22 protein-coding genes are annotated in these 24918 nt (G+C 63.4%); 10 read left to right on the top strand and 12 right to left on the bottom strand.

The annotated features are described in order from the left end of the window. Positions 1-40: 40 nt before the first annotated feature. The 8 genes from A6B35_RS28135 to A6B35_RS28170 all read left to right on the top strand — a co-directional run bounded on the left by A6B35_RS28135 (position 41) and on the right by A6B35_RS28170 (position 8825). On the top strand, positions 41-1000 hold the full coding sequence (locus A6B35_RS28135; protein ID WP_006199491.1) for a carbohydrate ABC transporter permease: 960 nt from the start codon (positions 41-43) through the stop codon (positions 998-1000). Further along, complete coding sequence (locus tag A6B35_RS28140) at positions 997-1941, top strand: carbohydrate ABC transporter permease (protein WP_006199492.1); 945 nt, start codon at positions 997-999, stop codon at positions 1939-1941. Before A6B35_RS28135 ends, A6B35_RS28140 begins: the two co-directional genes overlap by 4 nt. 4 nt (positions 1942-1945) lie before the next feature. Next, positions 1946-3061 (top strand): ABC transporter ATP-binding protein, encoded by a 1116-nt coding sequence (locus A6B35_RS28145; protein ID WP_006199493.1) that lies wholly within the window; start codon positions 1946-1948, stop codon positions 3059-3061. Between the two features lie 5 nt (positions 3062-3066). Next, positions 3067-4581 (top strand): GMC oxidoreductase, encoded by a 1515-nt coding sequence (locus tag A6B35_RS28150; RefSeq protein WP_006199494.1) that lies wholly within the window; start codon positions 3067-3069, stop codon positions 4579-4581. A gap of 160 nt (positions 4582-4741) precedes the next feature. Next, a complete protein-coding gene (locus tag A6B35_RS28155) occupies positions 4742-5503 on the top strand; it encodes a 3-ketoacyl-ACP reductase (protein ID WP_006206224.1) in 762 nt (253 codons plus the stop codon). Positions 5504-5512: 9 nt separating this feature from the next. Next, positions 5513-7144 (top strand): GMC family oxidoreductase, encoded by a 1632-nt coding sequence (locus A6B35_RS28160; RefSeq protein WP_193364580.1) that lies wholly within the window; start codon positions 5513-5515, stop codon positions 7142-7144. A 15-nt stretch (positions 7145-7159) separates the two neighbouring features. Then, complete coding sequence (locus tag A6B35_RS28165) at positions 7160-7468, top strand: Dabb family protein (protein WP_006206226.1); 309 nt, start codon at positions 7160-7162, stop codon at positions 7466-7468. A 139-nt stretch (positions 7469-7607) separates the two neighbouring features. Beyond that, positions 7608-8825 carry an MFS transporter gene (locus tag A6B35_RS28170; protein ID WP_006206227.1) on the top strand — a complete coding sequence of 406 codons (1218 nt, stop codon included), beginning with the start codon at positions 7608-7610 and terminating at the stop codon, positions 8823-8825. Here A6B35_RS28170 and A6B35_RS28175 read toward each other — a convergent pair. The 3 genes from A6B35_RS28175 to A6B35_RS28185 form a co-directional block, all read right to left on the bottom strand. Continuing rightward, positions 8822-9667 carry an EamA family transporter gene (locus A6B35_RS28175; RefSeq protein ID WP_006206228.1) on the bottom strand — a complete coding sequence of 282 codons (846 nt, stop codon included), beginning with the start codon at positions 9665-9667 and terminating at the stop codon, positions 8822-8824. The genes A6B35_RS28170 and A6B35_RS28175 overlap by 4 nt on opposite strands. 7 nt (positions 9668-9674) lie before the next feature. Next, positions 9675-10592: an endonuclease/exonuclease/phosphatase family protein gene (locus A6B35_RS28180; RefSeq protein ID WP_006206229.1), complete on the bottom strand. Its 918-nt coding sequence runs from the start codon at positions 10590-10592 to the stop codon at positions 9675-9677. Positions 10593-10710: 118 nt separating this feature from the next. Beyond that, positions 10711-12261, bottom strand: coding sequence for a cation:proton antiporter (locus tag A6B35_RS28185; RefSeq protein WP_006206230.1), 1551 nt, complete (start codon positions 12259-12261; stop codon positions 10711-10713). Positions 12262-12386: 125 nt separating this feature from the next. Here A6B35_RS28185 and A6B35_RS28190 point away from each other — a divergent pair, with 125 nt between their 5' ends. Continuing rightward, a complete protein-coding gene (locus A6B35_RS28190) occupies positions 12387-13013 on the top strand; it encodes a glutathione S-transferase family protein (protein WP_040584165.1) in 627 nt (208 codons plus the stop codon). Between the two features lie 30 nt (positions 13014-13043). Here A6B35_RS28190 and A6B35_RS28195 read toward each other — a convergent pair whose 3' ends face one another. The 9 genes from A6B35_RS28195 to A6B35_RS28235 form a co-directional block, all read right to left on the bottom strand. After that, entirely contained in the window at positions 13044-14108 is a 1065-nt protein-coding gene (locus tag A6B35_RS28195) for an ABC transporter ATP-binding protein (RefSeq protein WP_006206232.1), read from the bottom strand. A gap of 15 nt (positions 14109-14123) precedes the next feature. Further along, positions 14124-14915: an ABC transporter permease gene (locus A6B35_RS28200; RefSeq protein ID WP_006206233.1), complete on the bottom strand. Its 792-nt coding sequence runs from the start codon at positions 14913-14915 to the stop codon at positions 14124-14126. Further along, the gene (locus A6B35_RS28205) at positions 14912-15826 is read right to left on the bottom strand and encodes an ABC transporter permease (RefSeq protein ID WP_006206234.1); all 915 of its coding nucleotides are present in this window, start codon (positions 15824-15826) and stop codon (positions 14912-14914) included. The genes A6B35_RS28200 and A6B35_RS28205 overlap by 4 nt, the downstream gene beginning before the upstream one ends. Before the next feature lie 64 nt (positions 15827-15890). After that, on the bottom strand, positions 15891-16997 hold the full coding sequence (locus A6B35_RS28210) for an ABC transporter substrate-binding protein (protein ID WP_006206235.1): 1107 nt from the start codon (positions 16995-16997) through the stop codon (positions 15891-15893). A gap of 243 nt (positions 16998-17240) precedes the next feature. Next, a complete protein-coding gene (locus tag A6B35_RS28215; protein ID WP_006206236.1) occupies positions 17241-18413 on the bottom strand; it encodes an iron-containing alcohol dehydrogenase in 1173 nt (390 codons plus the stop codon). 17 nt (positions 18414-18430) lie between these two features. Then, positions 18431-19819, bottom strand: a complete 1389-nt coding sequence (locus A6B35_RS28220) for an aldehyde dehydrogenase family protein (protein WP_006206237.1) — start codon at positions 19817-19819, stop codon at positions 18431-18433. Between the two features lie 177 nt (positions 19820-19996). After that, on the bottom strand, positions 19997-21367 hold the full coding sequence (locus A6B35_RS28225; RefSeq protein WP_006206238.1) for a glutamine synthetase family protein: 1371 nt from the start codon (positions 21365-21367) through the stop codon (positions 19997-19999). A gap of 84 nt (positions 21368-21451) precedes the next feature. Beyond that, positions 21452-23008, bottom strand: a complete 1557-nt coding sequence (locus tag A6B35_RS28230) for an amino acid permease (RefSeq protein ID WP_040584163.1) — start codon at positions 23006-23008, stop codon at positions 21452-21454. A 21-nt stretch (positions 23009-23029) separates the two neighbouring features. Then, a complete protein-coding gene (locus A6B35_RS28235; protein ID WP_006206240.1) occupies positions 23030-23848 on the bottom strand; it encodes an N-formylglutamate amidohydrolase in 819 nt (272 codons plus the stop codon). A gap of 147 nt (positions 23849-23995) precedes the next feature. Between A6B35_RS28235 and A6B35_RS28240 the strand changes: the two genes are divergently transcribed. Next, positions 23996-24823 (top strand): MurR/RpiR family transcriptional regulator, encoded by an 828-nt coding sequence (locus tag A6B35_RS28240; protein ID WP_040584164.1) that lies wholly within the window; start codon positions 23996-23998, stop codon positions 24821-24823. Positions 24824-24918: the final 95 nt, after the last annotated feature.

Genomic DNA, 24918 nt, shown 5'->3' on the forward strand with positions numbered 1-24918 from the left:
CGCCGGCGAGCCTCCGCACGAACCGGTACTGGATGAGCCAATGAGCACGGTCGCCGAAACCAAGATCAAGCTGACACCGGAGCACAACGCACGTCCGAGCGCCTCGGTGCGCTCGCGGCTGCAGGACGCTTTGCCGAAGATCGTGCTGGCGCCGAGCTTCGCCGCAACCGTCATCTTCGTCTACGGCTTCATCCTGTGGACGATCTATCTGTCCTTCACCAATTCCAAGACCTTCCCGTCCTACGCCATCACCGGACCGCGCGCCTATCAGCGGCTGTGGCGCTGGACCTTCGAGAGCGACCCGCCGTCGAGCTGGTACACCTCGATCACCAATATGGGCATTTTCGGTTTCCTCTACATCTTCATCTGCCTGGCGCTCGGCCTGTTCCTTGCCATCCTGCTCGACCAGAAGATCCGCGGCGAAGGCGTACTGAGGCCGATCTATCTTTACCCAATGGCGCTGTCCTTCATCGTCACCGGAGTCGCCTGGAAATGGTTCCTCGATCCCGGCCTCGGCCTCGAGCAGACGCTGCATCAATGGGGCTGGACGAGCTTCCATTTCGACTGGATCAAGAACAAGGATTTCGTCATCTACACGGTGGTCATCGCCGGCGTCTGGCAGGCTTCCGGCTTCATCATGGCGATGTTCCTGGCCGGCCTGCGCGGCATCGACGGCGAGATCATGAAGGCGGCGCAGATCGACGGCGCCACCACCTTCCAGCTCTATCGCCGCATCGTCATTCCGCTGCTCAGGCCGGTGTTCCTGTCGGCCTTCATCGTGCTCGCGCACCTCGCCATCAAGTCCTACGATCTTGTGGTGGCGCTGACCAGCGGCGGGCCGGGCGGCTCGGCCTGGCTACCGTCGAACTTCATGTATGAGTTCACCTTCAAACGCAACGAGATGGCGGTCGGTTCGGCCAGCGCCGTGATCATGCTGATGACCATCACCGCGATCATCGTGCCCTATCTCTATTCCGAACTCAGGGAGAGACCGCGATGAGCGCCGTCACCTCACCTGCCCGCGAGGCCAGCACCGGCATCAGCGCCAGGACCGTCAACCGCATCGTCATCTACGGCCTGCTGGCGCTGTTCGCGCTGTTCTACCTGATGCCGCTGTTCGTCATGCTGGTCACCTCGTTCAAGACCATGGACGAGATCCAGAACGGCAACATGCTGGCGCTGCCGCAATCGCCGACCCTCGAACCATGGTTCAAGGCCTGGGGCGAGACCTGCGTCGGCCTGACCTGCGCCGGCATCAAAGGTTACTTCTGGAACTCCATCAAGATGGTGGTCCCGGCGGTGCTGATCTCGACCCTGCTCGGCGCGCTCAACGGCTATGTGCTGACCAAGTGGCGCTTTCGCGGCCACACGCTGGTTTTCGGGCTGATGCTGTTCGCCTGCTTCATCCCGTTCCAGTCGGTGCTGCTGCCGATGGCGACCATTCTTGGCAGCCTAGGTCGTTTCGGCGTGACGTTGCAGAATTCGACCGGTTTCTCCTTCGGCCTGGGCAATCCGACCGTCAACCTCGTCTTCGTCCACGTCGTCTATGGCCTCGGTTTCACCACGCTGTTCTTCCGCAACTATTACGAGGCTTTTCCGACCGAACTGATCAAGGCGGCGCAGGTCGACGGCGCCTCCTTCTTCCAGATCTTCCGGCGCATCATGCTGCCGAACTCGATGCCGATCTTTGTCGTCACCGTCATCTACCAGTTCACCAACATCTGGAACGACTTCCTGTTCGCCTCCGCCTATGCCGGCACCGGCGACGCGATGCCGATGACGGTGGCGCTGAACAACGTCGTCAACACCTCGACCGGCGTCGTCGAATACAATGTCAACATGGCGGCGGCGATGATCGCCGCACTGCCCACCCTTCTCGTCTACGTCGTCGCCGGCCGCTACTTCGTGCGCGGGCTGATGGCCGGCGCGGTCAAAGGATAATCTGATGGCTTTTCTGGAAATTGATGGGCTGAGGAAGCGCTTCGGGACGGTCGAAATCCTGAAGGGCATCGATGTCGAGCTCGAAAAAGGCGGCTTCCTGGTGCTGGTCGGCCCGTCGGGCTGCGGCAAGTCCACGCTGCTCAACACGATCGCCGGGCTGGAAAACATCACCGAGGGCGAGATCCGCGTCGACGGCCGGGCGATCAACGATCTCCACCCGTCCAAGCGCGACATCGCCATGGTGTTCCAGAGCTATGCGCTCTATCCGAACATGACCGTGGCCGGAAACATCTCCTTCGGCATGGAGATGCGCGGTGTGCCAGCCGAAGAGCGCCAGAAGGCGATCGACAAGGTGGCGAAGGTCTTGCAGATCGGCCACCTGCTGCAGCGCAAGCCGAGCCAGCTTTCCGGCGGCCAGCGCCAGCGCGTCGCCATGGGCCGGGCGCTGGTGCGCGACCCGAAACTGTTCCTGTTCGACGAGCCGCTCTCCAACCTCGACGCCAAGCTGCGCGTCGACATGCGCATCGAGATCAAGCGCCTGCACGCCACGACCGGCACGACGATCGTCTACGTCACCCACGACCAGATCGAGGCGATGACGCTGGCGACCAAGATCGCTGTCATGCGCGACGGCGAGGTGCAGCAATTCGGCACGCCCGCCGAGATCTACAACAACCCGACCAACATCTTCGTCGCCGACTTCATGGGCTCGCCGGCCATGAACCTGGTCCCGGCGACGATTGGCGGCAATGGCAGCGGGCTTTCTGTGGTGCTGCAGCGCGACGGACGTGAGCCGATCTCGCTGCCGCTGGCCGGTGCACCAACTGGCCTGTCGGCGTTCAAGGACAAGCAGATCATCTTCGGCGTCCGCCCTGAAGCTCTGACCGATCCGGAAGGCGCCGAGCGCAACGCGTCGAACATAGCCACCGCCGATTGCCACATCGAAGTGATCGAGCCGGCCGGCTCAGACACGTTCGCGGTCACCAATCTTGGCGGCAAGGCCGTGGTGGCGCGGCTGCGCGCCGATGCCAAGATCCAGCCGGGCACCATCACGCCGCTCGCCTTCAACCTGACCAAGGCAGTGTTCTTCGACCCGGCGACCGAGAAGCGCATTCTCTGACGGCGATGGCAAACCCCGATATCGTCATCATCGGCTCCGGCATCGGCGGCGCCACGCTCGCCTCCGGCCTTGCCGGCAGCGGTGCTTCGATCCTGATGCTGGAGCGCGGCGAGGCGCTGCCGGCGACGCCCGAGACGCGCGACACCCGCGCCATCTTCGTCGACGGCCATTACCGGCCGAAAGAGATGTGGCGCGAGGCCGGCGGTGCAGCCTTCAATCCGGGCAACTACTACTATGTCGGCGGTAATTCGAAATTCTATGGCGCGGTGCTGATCCGCTACCGCAAGGAAGACTTTTCGACCATGGAGCATTTCGGCGGCGTGTCGCCGGCCTGGCCGTTCTCCTATGACGAGTTCGAGCCCTGGTATTCGAAAGCCGAACAGCTGTTTCGCGTGCGCGGCACGCTCGGCGAGGATCCGACCGAGCCGTTCCATTCGATCCCTTACGCTTTCAAGCCGGTACCCGACGAGGCACCGATCGCGCGAGCCCGCGACGAACTGAAAGGCCTCGGCCTTCATCCCGCTTCGCTGCCGCTCGGCGTCGACATCGACGCCTGGCTGAAGGACGGCAAGACAGGCTGGGATGCTTTCCCCAACACCGGTCAGGGCAAGATCGACGCGCAATCGGGACCGCTGGTGGCGGCGCTGACGGACGAGAACATCCGGCTCGAGACCGGCGCTTACGTCGAGCATCTCGAAGCCTCGGCCGACGGCAAAATCATCGCCGCTGTCCACTTCCGCCAGAACGGGACGCTGAAGAAAGTCTCGCCGAAGCTGGTCATTCTGTCGGCGGGCGCTGTCAATTCCGCCGTCATCCTGCTGCGGTCGCCTTCTCCCAATAGCAAGGGAGGCGGCAAGGGTCTCGCCAACCGTTCCGACCAGGTCGGCCGCAATTTCATGAACCACAATTCGAGCGCCATGCTGGCGATCGATCCGCGCCGCAGGAACGACGCCGTCTACCAGAAGACGCTGATGCTGAACGACTACTATCTGTCCGACGGCAAGGGCGGCAAGCCGCTCGGCAACGTTCAGCTTCTCGGCAAGATCGACGGCAACATGCTCAGGGCGAACGTGAAACTGGCGCCGAAATTCGCGCTCGATTTCATGGCCGCCCACGCTGTCGACTGGTACCTGATGTGCGAGGACCTGCCTGATCCCGAAAGCCGCATCATGGTCGACGGCAAGGACATCGTCATGCAGTGGCGGCGCTCCAACATGCAGTCGCTGGAAGGCCTGACCAAGGTTATGCGCGAAAACTTCCGCGCCTGCGGCTATCCGATCGTGCTGTCGCGCCCTTTCGACAAGCGCACGCCGTCGCACCAGTGCGGCACGGTGAAGATGGGTGATAACCCGGCGACGTCGCCGCTCGACCCGTTCTGCCGCGCCTTCGACCACCGGAATCTGTTCGTCGTCGACGGCAGTTTTTTGCCGACATCCGCCGCAGTCAATCCGGCGCTGTCGATCGCGGCGCAGGCGCTGCGCGTCGCCGACCACATCCGCAAGGTGGAGCTTGCGGCATGATCGGTCGGCGCTGCCCCTCACCCTTACCCTCTCCCCGTGAAGAACGGGGAGAGGGGGTCGCCGGCGTTGCGGCCATCCCCCTTCTCCCCGTCACTATACGGGGAGAAGGTGCCGGCAGGCGGATGAGGGGCGGCGCTGACGCCCAAAGGGACATACTGACATGACCCGCCCGGCGGCCATCGTCACCGGCGGTGCGCGCGGCATTGGCCTCGCCTGCGCCGAGGCGCTGGCCAACGCCGGCTTCGACATCCTGGTCGCCGACCTTGCCGAAAACCCCGCAAAGCCGCTTATAAAGAACATCACATCGCGTGGGCCAGCGTTCGCCTACGTCCACTGCGACATCGCCGACCTTTCTGCTCACGCCACGGTCGTCGATGCGGCGAAGCGCGCCTTCGGCCGCATCGACTGCCTGGTCAACAATGCCGGTATCGGCGCCGTCGTGCGCGGCGACCTGCTGGAGCTGAAGCCGGAGAATTTCGACCGCGCGCTCGGCATAAATCTGCGCGGCACCGTCTTCCTCAGCCAGGCCGTCGCCAAGGCAATGCTGGCAGCACCTGGCGGCCATCCCAAATCGATCATCACCATCACCTCGGTCAGCGCCGAGATGGCCTCGCCGGAACGTTCCGACTACTGCATTTCCAAGGCAGGGCTGTCGATGTGGGTGAAGAATCTGGCGCTAAGGCTCGCCGCCGAGAACATCGGCGTGTTCGAGCTGCGTCCGGGCATTATCCGCACCGACATGACAGCAGGCGTGACCGCCAAATACGACGCGCTGATCGACGGCGGTCTGGTGCCGGCAAAACGCTGGGGCGAAGCCGCCGATATCGGCGCCATGGTGGCCGCCCTTGCCGGTGGCAAGCTCGGCTTTTCGACCGGCTCGATCATCAATGTCGACGGCGCGCTCTCGGTGCCGAGGCTCTGAACGGATGAGATCATGACCGACTACATAATCGTTGGCGCCGGCCCGGCCGGCTGCGTTCTCGCCAACCGGCTGAGCGAGGATGCCTCGAATTCGGTTCTGCTGCTCGAAGCCGGCGGCAAGGACTGGCACCCACTGATCCACATGCCGGCGGGCTTCGCCAAGATGACCAAGGGCATCGCCTCCTGGGGCTGGTCGACCGTGCCGCAGAAAAACATGAAGGACCGCGTCTTCTGGTACACGCAGGCCAAGGTGGTCGGCGGCGGCTCCTCCATCAACGCCCAGATCTACACGCGCGGCAATGCCCGCGACTACGACGCCTGGGAGAAGGAGGAAGGCCTTGCGGGCTGGGGCTATCGCGACGTGCTGCCCTATTTCAAGCGGGCCGAGAACAACCAGCGCTACGCCAACGACTTTCATGGCGACCAGGGCCCGCTCGGCGTCTCCAACCCGATTTCGCCGCTACCGATCTGCGAGGCCTATTTCCGCGCCGGCCAGGAGATGGGCATTCCCTTCAATCCCGACTTCAACGGAGCCAGCCAGGAAGGCGTCGGCTACTACCAGCTCACCCAGAAGGACGCGCGACGCTCATCCGCCTCGGTCGCCTATCTCAAGCCGATCCGCACCCGCAAGAACCTGGCCGTCAGGACCGACGTGCTGGTCACCCGCATCGTCGTCGAAAATGGCCGCGCCATCGGCGTCGAGATCGTCGACAAACCCGGCCGCGAGACAAACATCCTGCGCGCCGAGCGCGAGGTGATCGTCTCATCCGGCGCCATCGGCTCGCCGAAGCTCTTGATGCAGTCGGGCATCGGCCCTGCCGATCACCTGAAATCGGTCGGCGTCACGCCGGTCCACGACCTGCCTGGTGTCGGCTCCAATATGCAGGACCATCTCGACCTGTTCGTCATCGCCGAATGCACCGGCGACCACACCTATGACAACTACGCCAAGCTGCACCGCACGGCCTGGGCCGGCCTGCAATATCTGCTGCTGAAGAAGGGACCGGTGGCTTCCAGCCTGTTCGAGACCGGCGGCTTCTGGTACGCCGACCCGACCGCCGCCTCGCCCGACATCCAGTTCCATCTCGGGCTCGGCTCCGGCATCGAGGCCGGCGTCGAGAAACTCAGGAATCCTGGCGTGACGCTGAACTCGGCCTTCCTGCGCCCACGCTCGCGCGGCACGGTGCGGCTGAAAAGCGCCGACCCGGCCGACCATCCGCTGATCGACCCGAACTACTGGTCCGATCCCTATGACCGCGACATGTCGATCAAGGGGCTGCGACTGGCGCGCGAGATCATGCGCCAGAAGGCGCTTCAACCCTACGTGCTGCGCGAGGTGCTGCCCGGCCCTGCCCTGCAGAGCGACGACGAACTGTTCGACTATGCCTGCCGCAGTTCCAAGACGGATCATCATCCGGTCGGCACCTGCCGCATGGGCCATGACGACATGGCCGTGGTGACACCGGACCTCAGGCTGCGCGGCATCCACGGCCTGCGCGTCTGCGATGCTTCGGTGATGCCGCGCGTTCCCTCCTCCAACACCAACGCGCCGACCATCATGGTTGGCGAAAAAGGCGCCGACCTGATCCTCGGCCGCGAGCCCTTGGCGCCGGCTGTTTTCTCTGGAAACCGCGCGGCGTAGTCGGAGGCAAAAGAGATGATCAGGCACTGTGTCTTCGTCCGCTTCCGCAGCGATGTTGCCGACGCGGAGCGTGCGGCGATCCACGCCGATCTCGAAGCGCTGCGCTGGGCGATCGATGGCATGGACGTGGTAAAATTCGGTGCCAATGTCAGCCCCGAACCTTTTGCACGCGGCTTCACGCATGGCTTCACCATCGACTTCCGTGACGCCGCCTGCCGCGACGCCTATCTGGTGCACGAAGCGCATCAGCGCGCCGGCGCTCGCCTGGTCGCGGCGCTTGAGGGCGGCACGGATGGCCTGATGGTCTTCGATCTGGAGATCTAGAACCAACCCTCGAGCTGCGTCCCGGAACTGTCATTCCGGGCGGCGTTCGATCACGTGAGCCGCGCGAAAAAGTGACCACCGGCCCTACGCAAACTGGCCGATAGTTCCTCGCATCCGTGAAGATGGAAGGAGGAACAATTTGCCCCTTAATTCGCAGCAGAAGAAAACCGTACTGGCGTCATTTCTGGGCTGGACCCTGGACGCCTTTGATTTCTTCCTTCTGACATTCCTGCTCACGGATATTGCAACTGAATTCCACGCTGATGTGCCGGCCGTCTCCAAGGCGCTGTTCCTGACACTGGCGACGCGCTTCATCGGCGCATTCTTCTTCGGCATGCTCGCCGACAAATACGGCCGCAAGCCGATCCTGATGCTCAACATCGTCAGCTATTCGGTGATCGGCGCACTGGCTGCCTTCTCCCCCAATCTCGGCATCTTCCTGGCGTTGCGTGCCTTGTTCGGCATCGCCATGGGTGGCGAATGGGGGCTGGGCAGTTCGCTTGCCATGGAGTCCATCCCGCCCAGCGCACGCGGCATGGTCTCGGGCATCCTGCAGTGCGGCTATCCGGCCGGCTACCTGCTGGCGGCGGTGGTCTATGGCTTGCTCTATCAGCAGACGATCGGCGGCTATACGATCGGCTGGCGGGCCATGTTCCTGCTCAGCTTCCTGCCGGCACTAATCGTCCTGTTCATCCGCTCCCACGTGCCGGAATCACCTGCTTTCGTCGATGCACAGAAAACGGCCAGGCCGGGGCTCCTGGAAACGCTGCAAAAGCACTGGGGCGTTGCTCTCTATGCGGTCGTGCTGATGATGTTCTTCAACTTCTTCAGCCATGGCACCCAGGACCTCTACCCAACCTTCCTGAAGAAGCAGCACGGCTTCGACCCGCATACGGTGAGCTGGATCACCATCGTCGCCAATATCGGCGCCATCGTCGGCGGCCTGGCGTTCGGCGCGCTTTCCGAGAAGATCGGCCGCATCAATGCGATCACCATAGCCTGCTTGATCGCCTTGCCGTCGATTCCGCTGTGGGCCTACTCGACCACGCCCTTCATGCTGGCCATTGGCGCCTTCATCATGCAGGTCGCGGTCCAGGGCGCCTGGGGCGTCATTCCGGTGCACCTCAACGAGCTTTCGCCCGGCGCCGTGCGCGCGACCTTGCCCGGCTTCATCTACCAGGCCGGCAATCTCGCGGCCTCCTATGGCGGTCCTTACCAGGCAGGCATCGCAGAGGCTCCGGGCGGCAGCTACGGCTACGCGCTGGCGCTTTTCGCGGGCGTGGTCGCGGTCTGCATCATCGTCGTCATCCGCTTCAGTCCGGAACGGCGCGGCCAGGTGATGACGGTGCTTGGCTAACCCAGCCTGAGCGCCACGACGCCGGCGACGATGCTGAGCGCGGCGGCACCACGCCAGCCCGTCATCTTTTCGCCCAGTGCGAAGACCGAGATCAGCATGGCGAACAGGATGGAGGTCTCGCGCAGCGAGGCGACCGAGGCGATCGGCGCCTTGGTCATCGCCCACATCACGATCCAGTAGGCGGCACCGCTGAGCACGCCGGTGAACAGACCAGCCTTCCAGTCGCGCGCCAGCACCGGCAGCGCTTGGCGTCCGCGCAAGATGAGGCACAGCACCAGCGCTCCGACGGCATCGCAGATGAAGAGCCAGGCGGCATAGCTCTGCGCGGTGGCGGCGAGCCGCGCGCCGCTGCCGTCGGACAGCGTATAGCTGGCGATGAAGATCGAGGTGCCGAGCGCAAAACCGACCGCGCGCAGATTGAGGCGCTCCAGATGCGCGCCGCCGCGAAACGACATCACCACAGTGCCGGCCGACAACAGCAGAATGCCGAGGATGGCAAGCGGTGCCGGCACCTCCTTGACCACCACCATGCCGCCGAGTGCGGCGAGCAGCGGCGCGGTGCCGCGCGCCAGCGGATAGGTCTGGGCGAAATCGCCGGCCCTGTAGGCGCCGATGAGGAAGGTTCGATAGCCCATGTGGAAGATTACCGAGGCGATGATGTAGGGCCACACTTCGGCCCTGGGCACCTCGACGAAAGGCAGCACCACCAGTCCTGCCACGCCCATGCCGAGCGTCATCAGCGTGATCGACAGGAAGCGGTCGAGATGCACCTTGACCAGCGCATTCCAGATCGCGTGCATGGCTGCGGCGGCAAGCACCGCGAAGAAGACGAACAAGGTCATCGCTGCCTCATCCGCCTCCGGCTGTCGCAGCGGCGAGCGGCGTCTCCAGGTCGATGTCGACACGCAGCGGAAAATGGTCCGAGGCGACCTCCCCGATGTCGGACCTGACCGAGCGCACGCGATCCGCAAAAATGCCGCCGACAAAGCAATGGTCGAGCCGGCGCTTGGTCACTTTGCCGTCGATCGTCTTCACATGCGTATGGAAATCCGCCACCGGCTCGGCGGCAATGGCGGTGGCATCGACAAAGCCGTCGAGATACGCGGCACCCCGATGATACGGCGTGCTGCCGACGATGCGCCGGTATTCGGCGCTCCCGGGCTCCATGTTGAAGTCGCCCAGCCAGATCGCCGCCAGCGGGTTTTCCGGCTCCGGCTCGCCGTTGCTCCAGTTGCGCTCGGGCTCATCGTCGGCGCCGCTCCATGGCCCGCCTTCGGAAGGCGCCCGGCGATGTTCGTTGAGCAAATGGTCGATCTGCTCCAGCCGCTCCTCGGCAGCGATATGGGCAAGATGCAGCGACAGCACCCGCACCGGACCTGCGGGGGTGCGGATCATGCATTCGAGCGCCGCATTGCGCGTGTTGAGCGGCCGCAGCGTGCGGCGCAACGGCAGCGTGTGCAGGCGCGACCAGACGATCGGCAGCCTGGACAGCAGCATGGTGCCGAACTGCCGGCGACGGATGACCATGCGGCCATCGCGTTCCTGGCTCGCATCCATGTCGAAGGCCGGGCCATAGACCCAGTGATAGTCGGGCAGCAACCGGGAAAGAAGTTCCGGCTGATCGTCCTCGTTTGTGCGCTGCCAGTGCCGCTCCACCTCCTGCAGGGCAATGATGTCGGCGCCGGCAACGACCTTGGCACAGCGCGCGAGGTCGTAGCGGCCATCGCCGCCGAAGCCGTACTGGATGTTGTAGCTGACGAGCTTCATTGCTTATCCGGCTCAATTTCGTGATGGCAGTAGCGGTTCGGCGAAGGCCTGGCAATGGACCGCACCGACGCCGGGGCTGGGCCAGATGTGACTAGTGTTCCGCTTTCTCTTTCCCGATCTAGGTTGTCAGCGGCTGGAACCGTCCGGCCGGAGAGGCCGCCAGTTCGGACCAGTCGATCTCCTCCTCCAGACGGTGATAGGCCTCGTCGCCTATCGTACCATTGCGGCGCAGTTCCTCCAGCGCATTGCGCTGGCTGTGGATGGCGTAGAGGCGCAGCCGGTCATACTCCGTCGCCGCCTGTGCATCGTCGGGGTTTTCGGCGATCGTGCGCTGGGCCGTATATTGCTCGCGCACCGCGGCAGCGGCAGTCGAGGTCTTGCCGCTCAACACGTTGAGCGCGGCCTGCATGATGGCGACACGCGCCTGCGCCACCTCGTTGTCGACCGTTCTGTCGGGGTCGAAGTTGAGTATCCGCAGCAGCGGCTTCAAACTCATGCCTTGCAGCACCAGCGTGCCCAGAACCACCGCGAAGGCGGCAAGCACGATCGGGTCGCGGCCGGGGAAGCCGGCCGGCAGGGCAATGGCCACCACCAGCGTCACCAGCCCCCGCATGCCGCACCAACCGACGAGCACTGCGCCGCGAAACGTCGGCGCATCTTGCCTTTTGTCTTCGCTGTCGAAGCGGGCAAGCCATCGCATGATCGCGACGTAACTCACCACCCAGACGAGGCGTGCCACGATGACGACGGCCAGCACCGCTGCGGCGAAGAGAAAGGCATCGCCTTGCCCTTCGCCGGAGAGCCGGCCGACGATCGATCGTGCCTGCAGACCCATCAACACGAAGGCCAGCACGTTGAGCACGAACACCGCCGACTCCCAAACCGAATAGGTGCTGACTCGCCTTCTGGCCGACATTCGACGTGGCGCCCTGCGCGCAATGGTGATGGCGTAGACGACGATGGTGATGATGGCGGAAAGCCCCAGCCTGTCGGCCAGGATCCAGACGCCAAATGTCCCAGCAAACTGCACCACTGTGCTGCTTGCCGCGTCCTCGATGCGGGTGAGCGTCAGCAGCGAGAAGCGGCCGAACAGATAGCCGGCGACAACGCTGCCAACCGTTGACAGCAGGATGACAGGTACAGCGTCCTTCAGCATGACCGAGCCGATGGCAGCGGAAACCGCGATCCGGTAGATCAGCAGTGCTGTGGCATCGTTGAGCAGGCTCTCACCCTGCAGGATGGCGGTGATGCGGTGCGGCACCTTGAACTGGCCGAGCACGGCGCTCGCCGCCACCGCATCCGGCGGCGCGACGATGGCGCCGAGCGCGATCGCTGCCGCGATCGGCAGACCGGCCATTTTCCAACCGACGAAAGCAACCACCACAGTGGTGAAGACAACGGCGCCAAGCGCCAGAGCCACCAGCGACAACCGGTAGCGCTTCAGGTCGCGCAGCGAGGTGTCATAGGCGGCGTCGAGCAGCACCGGCGCGATGAATAGGGCAAGCGCCAGCTCCGGGTCGATCTCGATCGTCGGCGCGCCGGGCACGAAGGCAATCCCAACCCCGGCCAGCGCCAGCAGGGAGGGATAGGGGATCTCCAGACGTCGCGACACCGCAGTCAGCGCAACAGCGATCAGGAGCAGGACGAGGGTCAGTTCGAAAAGCGCCATATCCTACCGTAGCCACGAACCAGAGTTATCGGCACTGACAAGATGACCAGATGCTGTTGATTGTCCAGCCGGCCCGGTCTGCCTGCCGTATACGCCGGACAGGTCGCCGGGGTATGGATACAGCCATGATCCTCATCGGCCAGTATGACTCGCCCTTCGTTCGCCGCGTCGGCATCGCGCTGATGCTCTACGGCCTGGCCTTCGAGCATCGGCCATGGTCGGCCTTCGGCGATGCCGACAAGATCCGTCCCTATAACCCGCTGACACGCGTCCCGACGCTGGTGCTGGACGATGGCGAAGTGCTGACGGAAAGCCATCTGATGCTCGATTATCTCGACAGCCTGGTAGCGGCCGATCGAAGGATGTTTCCGACAGGCGAGCCCGCCCGCCATCAGGCGCTCAGGATTGCGGCCCTGGCCACCGGGCTTGGCGACAAAAGCGTCAGCCTGTTTTACGAAAAGCGCCTGCACGAGAACGCCTCCGACCTCTGGGTCGGCCGCTGCCGAACGCAGATCGAGAGCGTCCTTGCCGCATTGGACGCGGACCGCGCCGCGAGACCCGGTGCCTACTGGTTCGGTGATCGTATCGGCCATGCCGATGTGGCGGTTGCCGCCGTGCTGCGTTTCCTCGGCGAAGCGCATCCGGGCCTGGTTCCGCTGGCCGGCTTCCCGGCGCTCGAGGCTCACGCCGCGCGGTTGGAGGCATTGCCCGTCTTTCAGGCGATCTTCCAGCCCTTCATCCCGCCGGCTTGAACGCTTCGGCCCTGCCGGCTTCTCACCGGATCAGTGCAGCACCAGCATGTCGCTTGAGGCGAACGAAATCTCGGCCTTTTCGCCAACCGCTGGCGGGGGTGTCGCCGGGCTGTTGAACGTGTCGAGAGAGACGGTGCTGCCGCCGATGCCGACGCGAACCCGGATGACCGAGCCTAGGAAATGCACTTCGGCGATCTCACCCGAAAGGCTGGAATCGCGACCGGGCTGGCGGCCGAGCGAAATCGCCTCGGGCCGCAACGCCAGCGACAGCGTGTCGCCGGACTTGGAACCGTTGAGCTTGCCCTTGAGCGCGACCTCTTGCGAATTGACGCGCACCGTGCCCGAAGCGGCGTCGGTCACCGTGCCTTCGAGTACATTCAGCGTGCCGACGAAATTGGCGACGAATTTGGTTGCCGGCCGGTTGTAGATCTCGAACGGCGTGCCGACCTGCTCGGCCTTGCCGCCATACATGACGGCGATGCGGTCGGAGATCGACAGCGCCTCTTCCTGGTCATGCGTGACGAAGATGGTGGTGATGCCGAGCTTCTTCTGGATCGAGCGGATTTCCTCGCGCAGCGACACGCGCACCTTGGCGTCGAGCGCCGACAGCGGCTCGTCGAGCAGAAGCAGCTTCGGCTTCGGCGCGATCGCGCGCGCCAGCGCGATGCGCTGCTGCTGGCCGCCGGAAAGCTGGTAGGGATAGCGGTCGCCCATCTGCGGCAGCTTGATGATGTCGAGCATCTCGGCGACGCGCCTGTCCGCATCTGCCTTCGGCATGCCGGCGACCTTCAGCCCGAAGGCGATGTTCTGCGCCACCGTCAGGTTGGGGAACAGCGCATAGGCCTGGAACACCATGCCGACATTGCGCTGGTTGGGCTTCAGCCTCGTGATGTCCTTGCCGGCGACGACGATCTTGCCAGCCGAGGGCTCCTCGAAGCCGGCGACCATGCGCAGCACCGTCGTCTTGCCGCAACCCGACGGGCCGAGGAAGGAGACGAACTCGCCGGGCTCCACGTCAAGATTGAAATCCTCGACAACAGTGGTGGCACCGAAGGATTTTCGCACATGCTGGATTGAGAGGAACGGCTCGGCCATGGCTTTTTCTTTCGATCAGTTCGGACGATTGGCCGATTTCGGCGCAAAGCGTGACAGGACCTGAATAACCGACATGCAGCCCCAGGTGATGACGAAGGCGATGATGGCAAGGGCTGCCGGCTCATAGGCGCGGTTGGCGCCGATGTTCTGCAGATAGGGGCCGAAGGCCGGTCGGTTGAGCAGGCTGGCCATGGTGAATTCACCGATGACGATGGCGAAGGTGAGGAACGCACCCGACAACACTGCGATCAAAACGTTTGGCAGGATCACACGGCCGATGATCGTCCCCCAGCCGGCGCCCAGGATCTGCGCTGCCTCTGTCAGCGTGCGCACATCGATGGTGCGAAGGCCGGTGTCGACGGCACGGTACATGTAGGGCAGCGCCAGCATCGCATAGCCGATGACCAGCAAGGCATTGGTGCCCATATCGCTGGCCAGGAACGGCAGCGGCGAATTCGAGCCATACATTCTGATATAGCCGAAGACGATGACGATGGCCGGAATGACCAGCGGCAGCAGCGTGATGAACTCGACGACCGGCCTCAACTGCGGCAGGCGCAGCCGGATCCAGTAGGCGGCGGGCACCACGATCAGCACGCCGAGAATGATGGTGAAGATCGCTGCGATCACCGAATACATGAAGGTCGCCTGGAAGCGCGGGTCACCCAGCACGATCTGGTAGGCGTCGAAGGAATAGACGCCGCGCCGCATGCGCATGGAGAATTCAACGGTCGCGATCAGCGGAATGAAGAAATAGGCCGCACCGAGGATGAAGACGACCCAGGCCCAGAATCTGCCGCCCTTCATTTGAGCCACCTCTCGGAACGGGTCCGGAACCAGATGTAGAAGACGTTGGCGAGGCCGGTGATGACGATCATGCCGAAGGCGATCGCATAGCCAAGATGGGGATTGTGCAGCACGTCGCCACGGATCTGCGCATAGAGCAGTATCGGCACGATGTTGAGCGACGAGCCGGTTAGCGCATAGGCGGTGGCGATGGCGCCGAAGGCGTTGGCGAACAGCAGGATGACGGTGCCGAGAAAACTCGGCCAGATCACCGGAATGACGACCATGCGCCAGTATTGCGCCGTGGTGGCGCCGAGCGTCGCGGCAGCCTCGCCCCATTCCTTCTTCAGCCCGTCGATTGCCGGCGTGATGATGACCACCATCAGCGGGATCTGGAAATAGACATAGGTCAGCGTCAGGCCCCAGAACGACAGGATGTTGAAGCCGTGCGCGTAGATGTTGAGACCGAACACGGTGTTCAGGATCACCGTCGCGAGGCCGAGCCGGCCGAGCGTGGCGAGGAAAGCGAAGGCCAGCGGCACGCCGGCGAAATTGGAGGCAACGCCGGAAAAGGTCAGTGTCGCCGAACGTATCCAGTTCGGCAGGCCGCCGCGCACGATCGCAATGGCGATCGCCAGACCTGCAAAGGCGCCGATCAGCGCCGAGGCAAGGCTGACCTTGATCGAGATCCAGTAGGCGGCAACGATGGACGGTTGCCCCAATGCCACGATGTTCTCGAACGTGAATTCGCCGGCATCGTTCTGGAATGCGCCCAGCATCAGATAGAGCGTGGGCAGGATCAGGAACATGATGGCGAAGATGAAGAACGGCGCCACGCCGAGCCATTGCGTCGGCAGCCTGAGGCTGCGTGCTTCGGCGGGAGGCGCGGCCTTCCCCGCAATGGTCTGGTTGGAAAGCGAGAGATCGGTCATGCGCCGGCTACCGTCTTCGAGGAAAGGCCGGGCGGCCTCGCGGCCGCCCGGTGGATTTTAAGCCTTACTTGACGTTGGCGCCGACCACGGCGTCCCAGTTCTTGCTGATGGCTTCCTTGGCCTTGCCCTGCTCGTCGAGCGTCGGGAACACTGCCGCGGCATAGGATTCCGCCGGAGGCAGCTTGGCAAGAACGTCCGCCGGAATCTTGCCGTTCTTGGCGAGATCGTTGAAGCGGATCGGGTGGCAATAGCCCTTCAGCCAGCCGATCTGGCCTTCGTCGGAATAAAGGTATTCCATCCACAGCTTGGCGGCGTTCGGATGCGGTGCGTAGGCACTGATCGCCTGGACGTAGACACCGGCGACAACGCCGGTCTTCGGCACGATGACGTCGACGGGCGGATTGCCCTTCAGCGTATCGCGGCCGGCGAGCGCATTGTAGTCCCAGTTGATCAGGATCGGGGTCTGGCCTTGGGCGAGCGTCGCAGGCTTGCCGACGACCGGAACGAAATTGCCGGCGGCGTTGAGCTTCTTGAAGAAGTCGAGACCAGCGGTGCCGGCGGCTTCACCAGCGGCGGCACCCGACGAAAGACCAGCGGCGTAGACCGCCTGGATGGCCTGGTTCGAGGCACGCGGGTCGCCGGCAAGGGCGACCGAGTTGGCGAATTCCGGCTTCAGCAGGTCGGCCCAATCGGCCGGCGATTCCTTGACCAGATCCTTGTTCACCATCATCGACAGAACGCCGTAATAGTCGCCATACCAAGCGCCATCAGCATCCTTGGCACTATCCGGGATCGAGTCCCAGGTCGACACTTTGTAGGGCATCAACAGGCCATCGGCCTTGGCGGTCGGGCCGAAGGACAGGCCGACGTCGATCACGTCGGGCGCCTGCGGGCCCTTGTTGTCCTTGTTCGCCTTGATCGCCTCGATCTCGTCGCCGGAACCGGCATCGGGATTGAGTTCGTTGATCTTGATTTCCGGATACTTCGCCTTGAAGCCGTCGATGACGGCGCCATAGCCGCACCAGTCATGCGGCAGCGCGATGGTCGTGAGCTGGCCCTCGGCCTTGGCGGCCTTGACGAGATCGTCCATCGCATCCGCGGACGAAATCACCGTCGACGCGAAAAGCGCCGCGGCCGAAAGGGAAAGCACTTTCCCCGTGAATTTGAACATGTGTTCTCTCCGTTGAACTGACGCCGTTGGACGCCTGCGATGCGGTATCGTTTTCGTGTGACAGCCAGATGAAAGCTTTGTGAAACCGGCGCCCCGCAGTACGAAAAAGTAAACTCTTTTTAACCGGTTGTAGCAATCGCTCCGCGATTATTTTTCCGGCTAACTAGTTTCTGCCCTGCTTGTAGCCCTTTCCCCTTTCCTTTCCCCTCGTTTTCCAGATCACTTCCGGCACGAAAATCCGCGTCATACCGTGCCGGCGATGGCGTTTTCGAGCAGCGTCAGCGCTGCCTTTTTGGTCAGCTTGACCGGGTTGCCGCCGGCGGTCGGATCGACCACCGCCATGTCGGCAATCAGCCCCTTGCGCTTCTTGTCCATGTCGAGCCCCTTGATCAGGCCCGGCAGCGCATGCGGCACCTTGAGCTCCTTGCGCAGCTTGATGATCGCCTTGGCAAAACCATCGAAGCCGCCCTTGATGCCGCAATACGCTGCGAGCCGGGCGATGCGCTCATCGATGGCGTCGCGGTTGAAGGCCAGCACATAGGGCATGAACACGGCGTTGGTCATGCCGTGATGGGTGTCGTAGAGCGCACCGATCGGATGCGACAGCGAGTGGATGGCCCCTAACCCCTTCTGGAAGGCGGCCGCGCCCATGGCAGCCGCGCTCATCATATGGGCCCGCGCCACGAGATCCTTGCCGTTGGCATAGGCCTTCGGCAGGTTCTCGAAGACCAGCCTTATGCCTTCCACCGCGATGCCGTCGGCCATCGGGTGATAACCCGGCGCGCAATAGGCCTCGAGGCAGTGGGCCAGCGCATCCATGCCGGTGCCGGCGGTGATGAAGCCCGGCATGCCGACCGACAGTTCCGGATCGGCAATGACGATTGCCGGCAAAAGTTTCGGATGGAAGATGACCTTCTTGGTGTGCGTCGCCTCGTTGGTGATGACGCCGGCGCGGCCGACTTCCGAGCCGGTGCCGGCAGTGGTCGGCACCGCGATGATCGGCGCGATCGCATCCGAATCGGCTCTGGTCCACCAGTCGCCGACATCCTCGAAGTCCCAGACCGGGCGCGTCTGGCCGGCCTGGAAGGCGATCAGTTTGCCGAGGTCGAGTGCCGAGCCGCCGCCGAAAGCGATGACGCCATCATGCTTGCCCTTCTTGAACACGGCAATCCCGGCGGTCAGGTTGGAATCGACCGGGTTCGGCTTCACCTCGGAAAACACGCCGTAAGGCACCTTGGCATCGTCGAGGATCTTTAGCGTCGAGGCGACGACCGGCAGCTTGGCCAGCCCCGGATCGGTGACGAAGAGCGGCCGCTTGATGCCTGTGGCCGCGAGCACATCGGGCAATTCCTTGATGCGCCCGGCGCCGAAGCGGACGGTTGTCGGGTAGTTCCATTTGGAGATGAGCTTGGACATTTTTGTCTTTCGAAAATTCAGATGGCTTCGCGCAGATGATAGGATTTCGGCCGGGTCAGATTGTCGTAGCCGATCGCCGAGAGTGCGGCGCCCTTGCCGGTGTCCTTGACCCCGGTCCAGACCAGCGCCGGATCGAGATAGTCGCAGCGGTTCATGAACACCGTGCCGGTCTCGACGCGGTCGCCGATCGCCACCGCATGCTCGATGTCACCGGTCCAGATCGAGGCGGTCAGCCCATAGGGGCTGTCGTTCATGAGCGCGATCGCCTCCTCGTCGTTGCGCACCTTCATGATGCCGACGATCGGTCCAAAGCTTTCCTCGCGCATGACGCTCATCTGGTGGTCAACCCCGGTCAGCACTTCCGGCGCCAGATAGGGCGAGCCGGCTTTGTCGTCGGCCACCTTCATGTTGATGTGCGCTGTAGCACCCTTGCGCAGCGCCTCGGCCTTCTGCTCGCGGATCAGGTCGGCGAACCGCGCCTGCGCCATCGGCCCCATCGTCGTCGCCTGCTCCAGCGGATTGCCGACGACATAGTTCTTCGTCTCGGCGATGAAGCCTTCGACGAATTCGTCATAGACCTTCTCATGCACATAGACGCGTTCGATGCCGCAGCAGCACTGGCCGGAATTGTAGAAGGCGCCGTCGACCAGGTTGGCGACGGCGTGATCCATCTTGGCATCCGGCAGCACATAGGCCGGATCCTTGCCGCCGAGCTCGAGGCCGAGCGTCATGAAGGTGCCTGCCGCCGCCTTCTCGATGGCGCGGCCGCCGCCGACCGAACCAGTGAAGTTGACATGGTCGATCTTGCCCGAGCCGAGCAGTTTCTCGGTCTGGGCGTGGTTCAGCACGACGTTCTGGAACAGGCCCTTGGGCAGACCGGCCTTGTCGAACGCCTGCTGGAAGCGTTCGCCGACCAGCAGCGTCTGCGCCGCGTGCTTGAGGATGACCGCGCTGCCCGCCATCAGCGCCGGCACGATGGTGTTGACGGCGGTCAGATAGGGATAGTTCCACGGCGCGATCACCATGACGACGCCGAGCGGAACCTTCTTTACATAGCGGCGGAAGCCGTCTTTCGGGTTGGAGGCCATGACCGGCTTCAGCGCCGCCTCGGCGATCTCGACCATGTAGTTGGTGCGGTCCTTGACGCCGCCGAACTCGCCGCCGTAGCGCACAGGCCGCCCCATCTGCCAGGCGATCTCCGGCACGATCTCGTCGCTCATGGCGACCAGCGCTTCCAGCATGGCAAGCATGTACTTGCCGCGCTCGACGATCGGCGTCTCAGCCCATTTCTCCTGCGCCGCCTTGGCGCGCTCGACAGCGGCGTTGATGGCCTGGTCCGTGGCGATCGGACGCTCGGCATAGATCGAGCCGTCGACGGGTGATTTGAGTTTGACCGTTTCGGTCATTTTGTAGTCCTCGCACTTTCTAACAATCGAAAATTCTGTTGGTTGCCCCTCATCCGCCCGCCGGCACCTTATCCCCGTATGGTTACGGGGAGGGACGAAGCTCCGGCGCTGACGCCCCCTCCCCGTTCTTCACGGGAGAGGGTAAGGGTGAGGGCAGCGCCGGCGTTCCCGGCTACGTTAGTACCGCTCGAACCCTCTGTGCAGTTCCCAATCCGTAATCCGGCGGTCGTATTCGAACTGCTCCCACTTCGCGGTGTGGACATAGTGTTCGAGCACGTCCTCGCCGAGCGCCTGCTTCAGCATCTTCGACTTGGCCAGCGTCTCGGTCGCATCGCGCAGCGTCTTCGGGATCTCCGGCAGGCGCGAGGCCTGGTAGGCGTCGCCGACAAACGGCTTCTGCAGCTCCAGCTTCTCGTCGATGCCGGCAAGGCCGGCCGCGATCAGTGCTGCGAAGGCGAGATAGGGGTTGAGGTCGGCGCCACCGATGCGGCATTCCATGCGGATGCCCTTGGTGCCCTCGCCGCACAAGCGGAAGCCGGCGGTGCGGTTGTCCTCGCTCCACATGATCTTGGTCGGCGCGAAGGTGCCGGCCTGGAAGCGCTTGTAGGAATTGATGTAGGGCGCCAGGAACCAGGTGAACTCCTTGGCGTATTTAAGCTGGCCCGCGGCCCATTGCTGGCCGAGAGTCGACAGCGTCCAGTCGGCCTTCTTGTCGAAGAACAGCGGCGTCTTGCCGTCGGCGCTCCACAGCGAATTGTGGATGTGGCTGGAGTTGCCGGCGAGCCCGTAATTGTACTTGGACATGAACGAGATCGCCTTGCCTTCGGATTCGGCGATCTCCTTGGCGCCGTTCTTCAGGATGACGTGGCGGTCGGCCATCTCGAGCGCCTCGGCATAGCGCACATTGATCTCTTCCTGGCCCGGACCCCACTCGCCCTTGGAGTTCTCGATCGGGATGCCGGCCGCATCCATCTCGTTGCGAAGCCGGCGCATGACGCCTTCTTCCTTGGTGGTGATGCCGATCTGGTAGTCGCCGATATAGGGCGATGCGGTGTCGAGGCCCTGCCAGTGCTTCTTGCGGGCGGAATCGTAGGTCTCGTTGAACAGATAAAATTCGAGCTCGGAGGCGAAATAGCCGATATAGCCGCGCTCCTTCAGCCGCTTGACCTGCTTCCTCAGGATGGCGCGCGGCGAATGCGGCAGGTCGTCATGGGTGTGGTGGTCGAGCACGTCGCAGATCACCAGCGCGGTCTTCTCCAGCCATGGAATGCGCCGCAACGTCGCCAGGTCCGGCTTCATGACGAAATCGCCATAGCCCTTCGACCAGCTCGCTGCCTTATAGCCCGGCACCGGCTCCATATCGATGTCGGCGGCCAAGAGATAGTTGCAGCCATGCGTCTCGTCATGGGCGGAATCGACGAAATATTGCGCCAGGAAACGTTTCCCCGCGAGCCGGCCCTGCAGATCGACGATGCAGGCCAGCACCGTGTCGATCTCGCCGCTGGAGACCGCCTTCTTCAACTGATCGAACGAGAAATTTCCGGCCATTCTTGTGGCACTCCAGCGCTTGTCGATTGAGAGGGTAAAGGAAAGCATGGCCGGCACGATGCCGGCCATGGTCATTAGGGTTGATCAGTGGCCGGTTTCGCCGACTGCCTGTTCCGCTGCCTTGATCGCCGCCTGGCGCGCAGCGATGATGTCGCCGAGCGGCGGCCCCTGGAAGCGGTTGCGCTCGAAGGCGAACCAGACGATCGCCGTCAGGATGAAGAAGCCGACGGTGATGTAGAGCGCCCAGTCGTTCGGCGGCTGGATGCCGATGATGAAGATCAGGATCATCGACAGGATCGACAGCACGGCAAACAGCATGAAGATGCCGCGCCCCATGTTCCATGGGCCCATCTTGTCCCACTTCGGCGTTCCCCAGGCCAGCATGCCGAGCACGATCGGCACGGTGAAGGACAGGAACAGGAAGATGACGGTGCAGGACACGACGATGGTGTAGGCCGAGGTGCCGGCGACCGAAACCAGCGTCGAACCCCAGACGAACAGCACTGACAGGATGCATGCGGTCCAGATCGCCGCCACCGGCGTGCGATAGGTCGGGCTGACCTTGGCCAGCGCCGACGAACCCGGCAGGCCGCCGTCACGCGAGAAGGCGAAGATCATGCGCGATGCTGAGGTGACGGTTGCGAGGCCGCAAAGCAGCTGCGCAATGAACACGACGAGGTAGACGACCTCCTTGATGCCGGGGCTGACGCGCTGGTCGAAGGCCCAGAAGAACACGTTCCAGCCCTGCTTGGCGGCGTCGTCCATGTTCGGGATCATCAGGATGAAGGCTGCCAGGAACAGGTAGCCGAAGACCGCCGACCAGATCACCGACATGACCATCGCGCGCGGCACCGAGGAGGCTGCCTTGATGGTTTCCTCCGACGTGTGCGCCGAGGCGTCGTAGCCGGTAATCGTGTAGATCGGCAGCAGCAGGCCGAGCGCGAACACCCAGGCATTCGACACCGACGGCCAGACGCCGGCGCCGGCATCACCCGAATAGTTGTGGAAGGTGAAGAGGCGGCTGAAATCCCAGGTCTCGGCGGCAGCAAGACAGACGATCGCGATCAGGATCGAGCCGAAGAAGATCAGATAACCCGAAAAGTCGGTGAGCTTGGCCGTCAGCTTGATGCCGAGATGGTTGATCAGCGCCTGGGCGCCGGTGATGATGACCAGGAAGATCATCTGGTTGGTCAGCGTGCCCTCGATCCCGAGCGTCGGACCGAATGCGCCAAGGAAGAACGTCCAGGTGCCGACATTGATGGCGCCGAGCACGGTTATCAGGCCAAGCAGGTTGAGCCAGGCCGTTACCCAACCGGTGCCGCGGTTACCGAGGATCGAACCCCAGTGATACAGGCCACCGGCGGTCGGATAGGCCGAGCTGATCTGCGACATGGCGACCGCGAAGGTCAGCGAGACGAAGCAGCCGACCAGCCAGCCGATGCCGATGCCGATGCCACCGGAGCCCGAGGTTGCCTGCGCCAGCGAATTGATACCGCCCGACAGGATGCAGATAATCGAGAAGGAAACCGCGAAGTTCGAAAAGCGGCTGAGCCGCCGCTCCAGTTCCTGGGCGTAGCCCATGCTGTGGAGGTGTTTTACGTCCTCCGCCTTATCAACTTCGGTATAACCCGGTGCTGCCATTTGAAGTCCCCTTTTAAGTTCTTAGCTGGCCGATTGAACTGACTTTCCCACTGCACGCTGTCGGGAGCCCTTGGCCTCCTCGGGCTCCAGATTCGTAAAAATACCGGTGAGCATATCCGCCCATTTCCGCTGCCCGGCCTCGCCGGAAATTTCGTCGTTGCGGATTTCGATCATCGCGCAGGCAAGGCCGCGCGAACGCGCATGGCGTTCCAGCGTGAAATAGACGCGGTCGGCCGGCGAATAGGGTTCGTTGACGCCGACGGTGACGCCGGTCAGCCGCTGCAGCGCTGATATCAGAGGCGCCGCCAGCCGGCGGTCCTCATCATGGATGATGCCGATATGCCAGGGCCGGCTCTTGCCCTTGTAGACGGGCGTGAAGGAATGCACCGATACCAGCCGCGTCTCCTGCCCGCGCGCCAGCCTTTTGTCGACGATCTCTGCGATCGTGTCATGGAAGGGCTGCCACGACAAAGCGACACGCTCCGCGCGCTGCTTGTCCGACAGGCCGGCATTGCCGGGGATGATCGTGGTCTCGCTGACCGGCGGCACAAGGTCCGGTGCGTCGAGCGGACGGTTGCAGTCGATGACGAGGCGCGAGATGCCGGTCTCGACCAGCGTAGCGTCGAGCGCCTCGGCCATGCGGCGGGCGACCGGCAGCGCACCGGGATCCCAGGCGATGTGGCGAGAAAGGTCCTCGGCAGGCAGGCCGAGCGTGCCGAATTCGGCGGGCAGAAAATTGGAGGCGTGGTCGCAGGTGAACACGAACGGACTTGATCCGCCGGGGTTGGTCACCCTGACGGTTTCAGGCGATGCAAGGCTGGCGGGCCGTGCTGTCTCCATAGCCTACGTCCCCAAGGGGAGCGCTGTATCGTATGTTACGTATTTTGTGTCATTGCGTCCCTGTGGATGATTTCATACAGTTTGTCCGGCTTTGTCAAACGCGATTTCGAGAAAGCGGTTTCGACTGAGCCAAAGGCGGGGGAAAACATGATTTCCAGCATTGCCGAACTGATCTCGGACCGCATAGGCGCGATGCCCGCAGGCGAGCGCCGCGCCGCACAGACGCTGATCGCCAACTACCCGCTGATCGGCCTGAAGACGGTCGCCGAGTTCTCTACAGCGGCAGGCGTGTCCTCGCCGACGATCCTGCGTTTCGTCGCCCGGCTGGGTTTCCAGAACTATCCCGAATTCCAGTCGGCGCTGCAGGACGAACTGGCAGCGCAATTGCAGTCGCCGGCGACGCGGACGCTCAACCCGGCCTCATCGGGCGGCGGCGCGGTGTCGCCGATGCTGGAGGCGACCCTCGACAATATGCGCGAGACATTCAGGCATCTGTCCGAAAGACAGCTTGCCGACATTGCCGCGACACTTGCAAATCGCCGCGGCAAGACCTTCCTGATCGGCGGCCGCTTCACCGATCCGCTGGCGCGCTACATGGCCGCTCACCTCGCCATCGTCCAGCCCGACGTCCACCACCTCGCCGGCCAGGAAGGCATCTGGCGCGACCGGCTGATCGACATGGGCAAGCGTGACGTGCTGGTGATCTTCGACATCAGGCGCTACCAGGACAGCCTGGTGCGCTTCGCCGAAACCGCGCATCAGCGCGGCGTGCACATCGTGCTGTTCACCGACCAGTGGCTGTCGCCGATCGCCCGCTTTGCCCGGCATGTGATCGCCGGCCGCACCGCCGTGCCTTCGGCCTGGGATTCCTCGGCGGCGCTTTTCGTCGTCGCCGAAACGCTGATCGGCGCGGTGACGAGACAGCTCGAGACAGATGGCGCCAAGCGCATCCGCGAGTTGGAAAGCCTGCGCTGATCCCGGCATTCCTGGCGGCGAGCCCGCCAAGGTTACGCAGATTTAATGTGCATGGCAGCGGCAGAATTGCCATAAAGCCATGATATTTTCGTGGC

The organism is Mesorhizobium amorphae CCNWGS0123 (genome assembly GCF_001686985.1).
Taxonomy (GTDB): Bacteria; Pseudomonadota; Alphaproteobacteria; order Rhizobiales; family Rhizobiaceae; genus Mesorhizobium; species Mesorhizobium amorphae.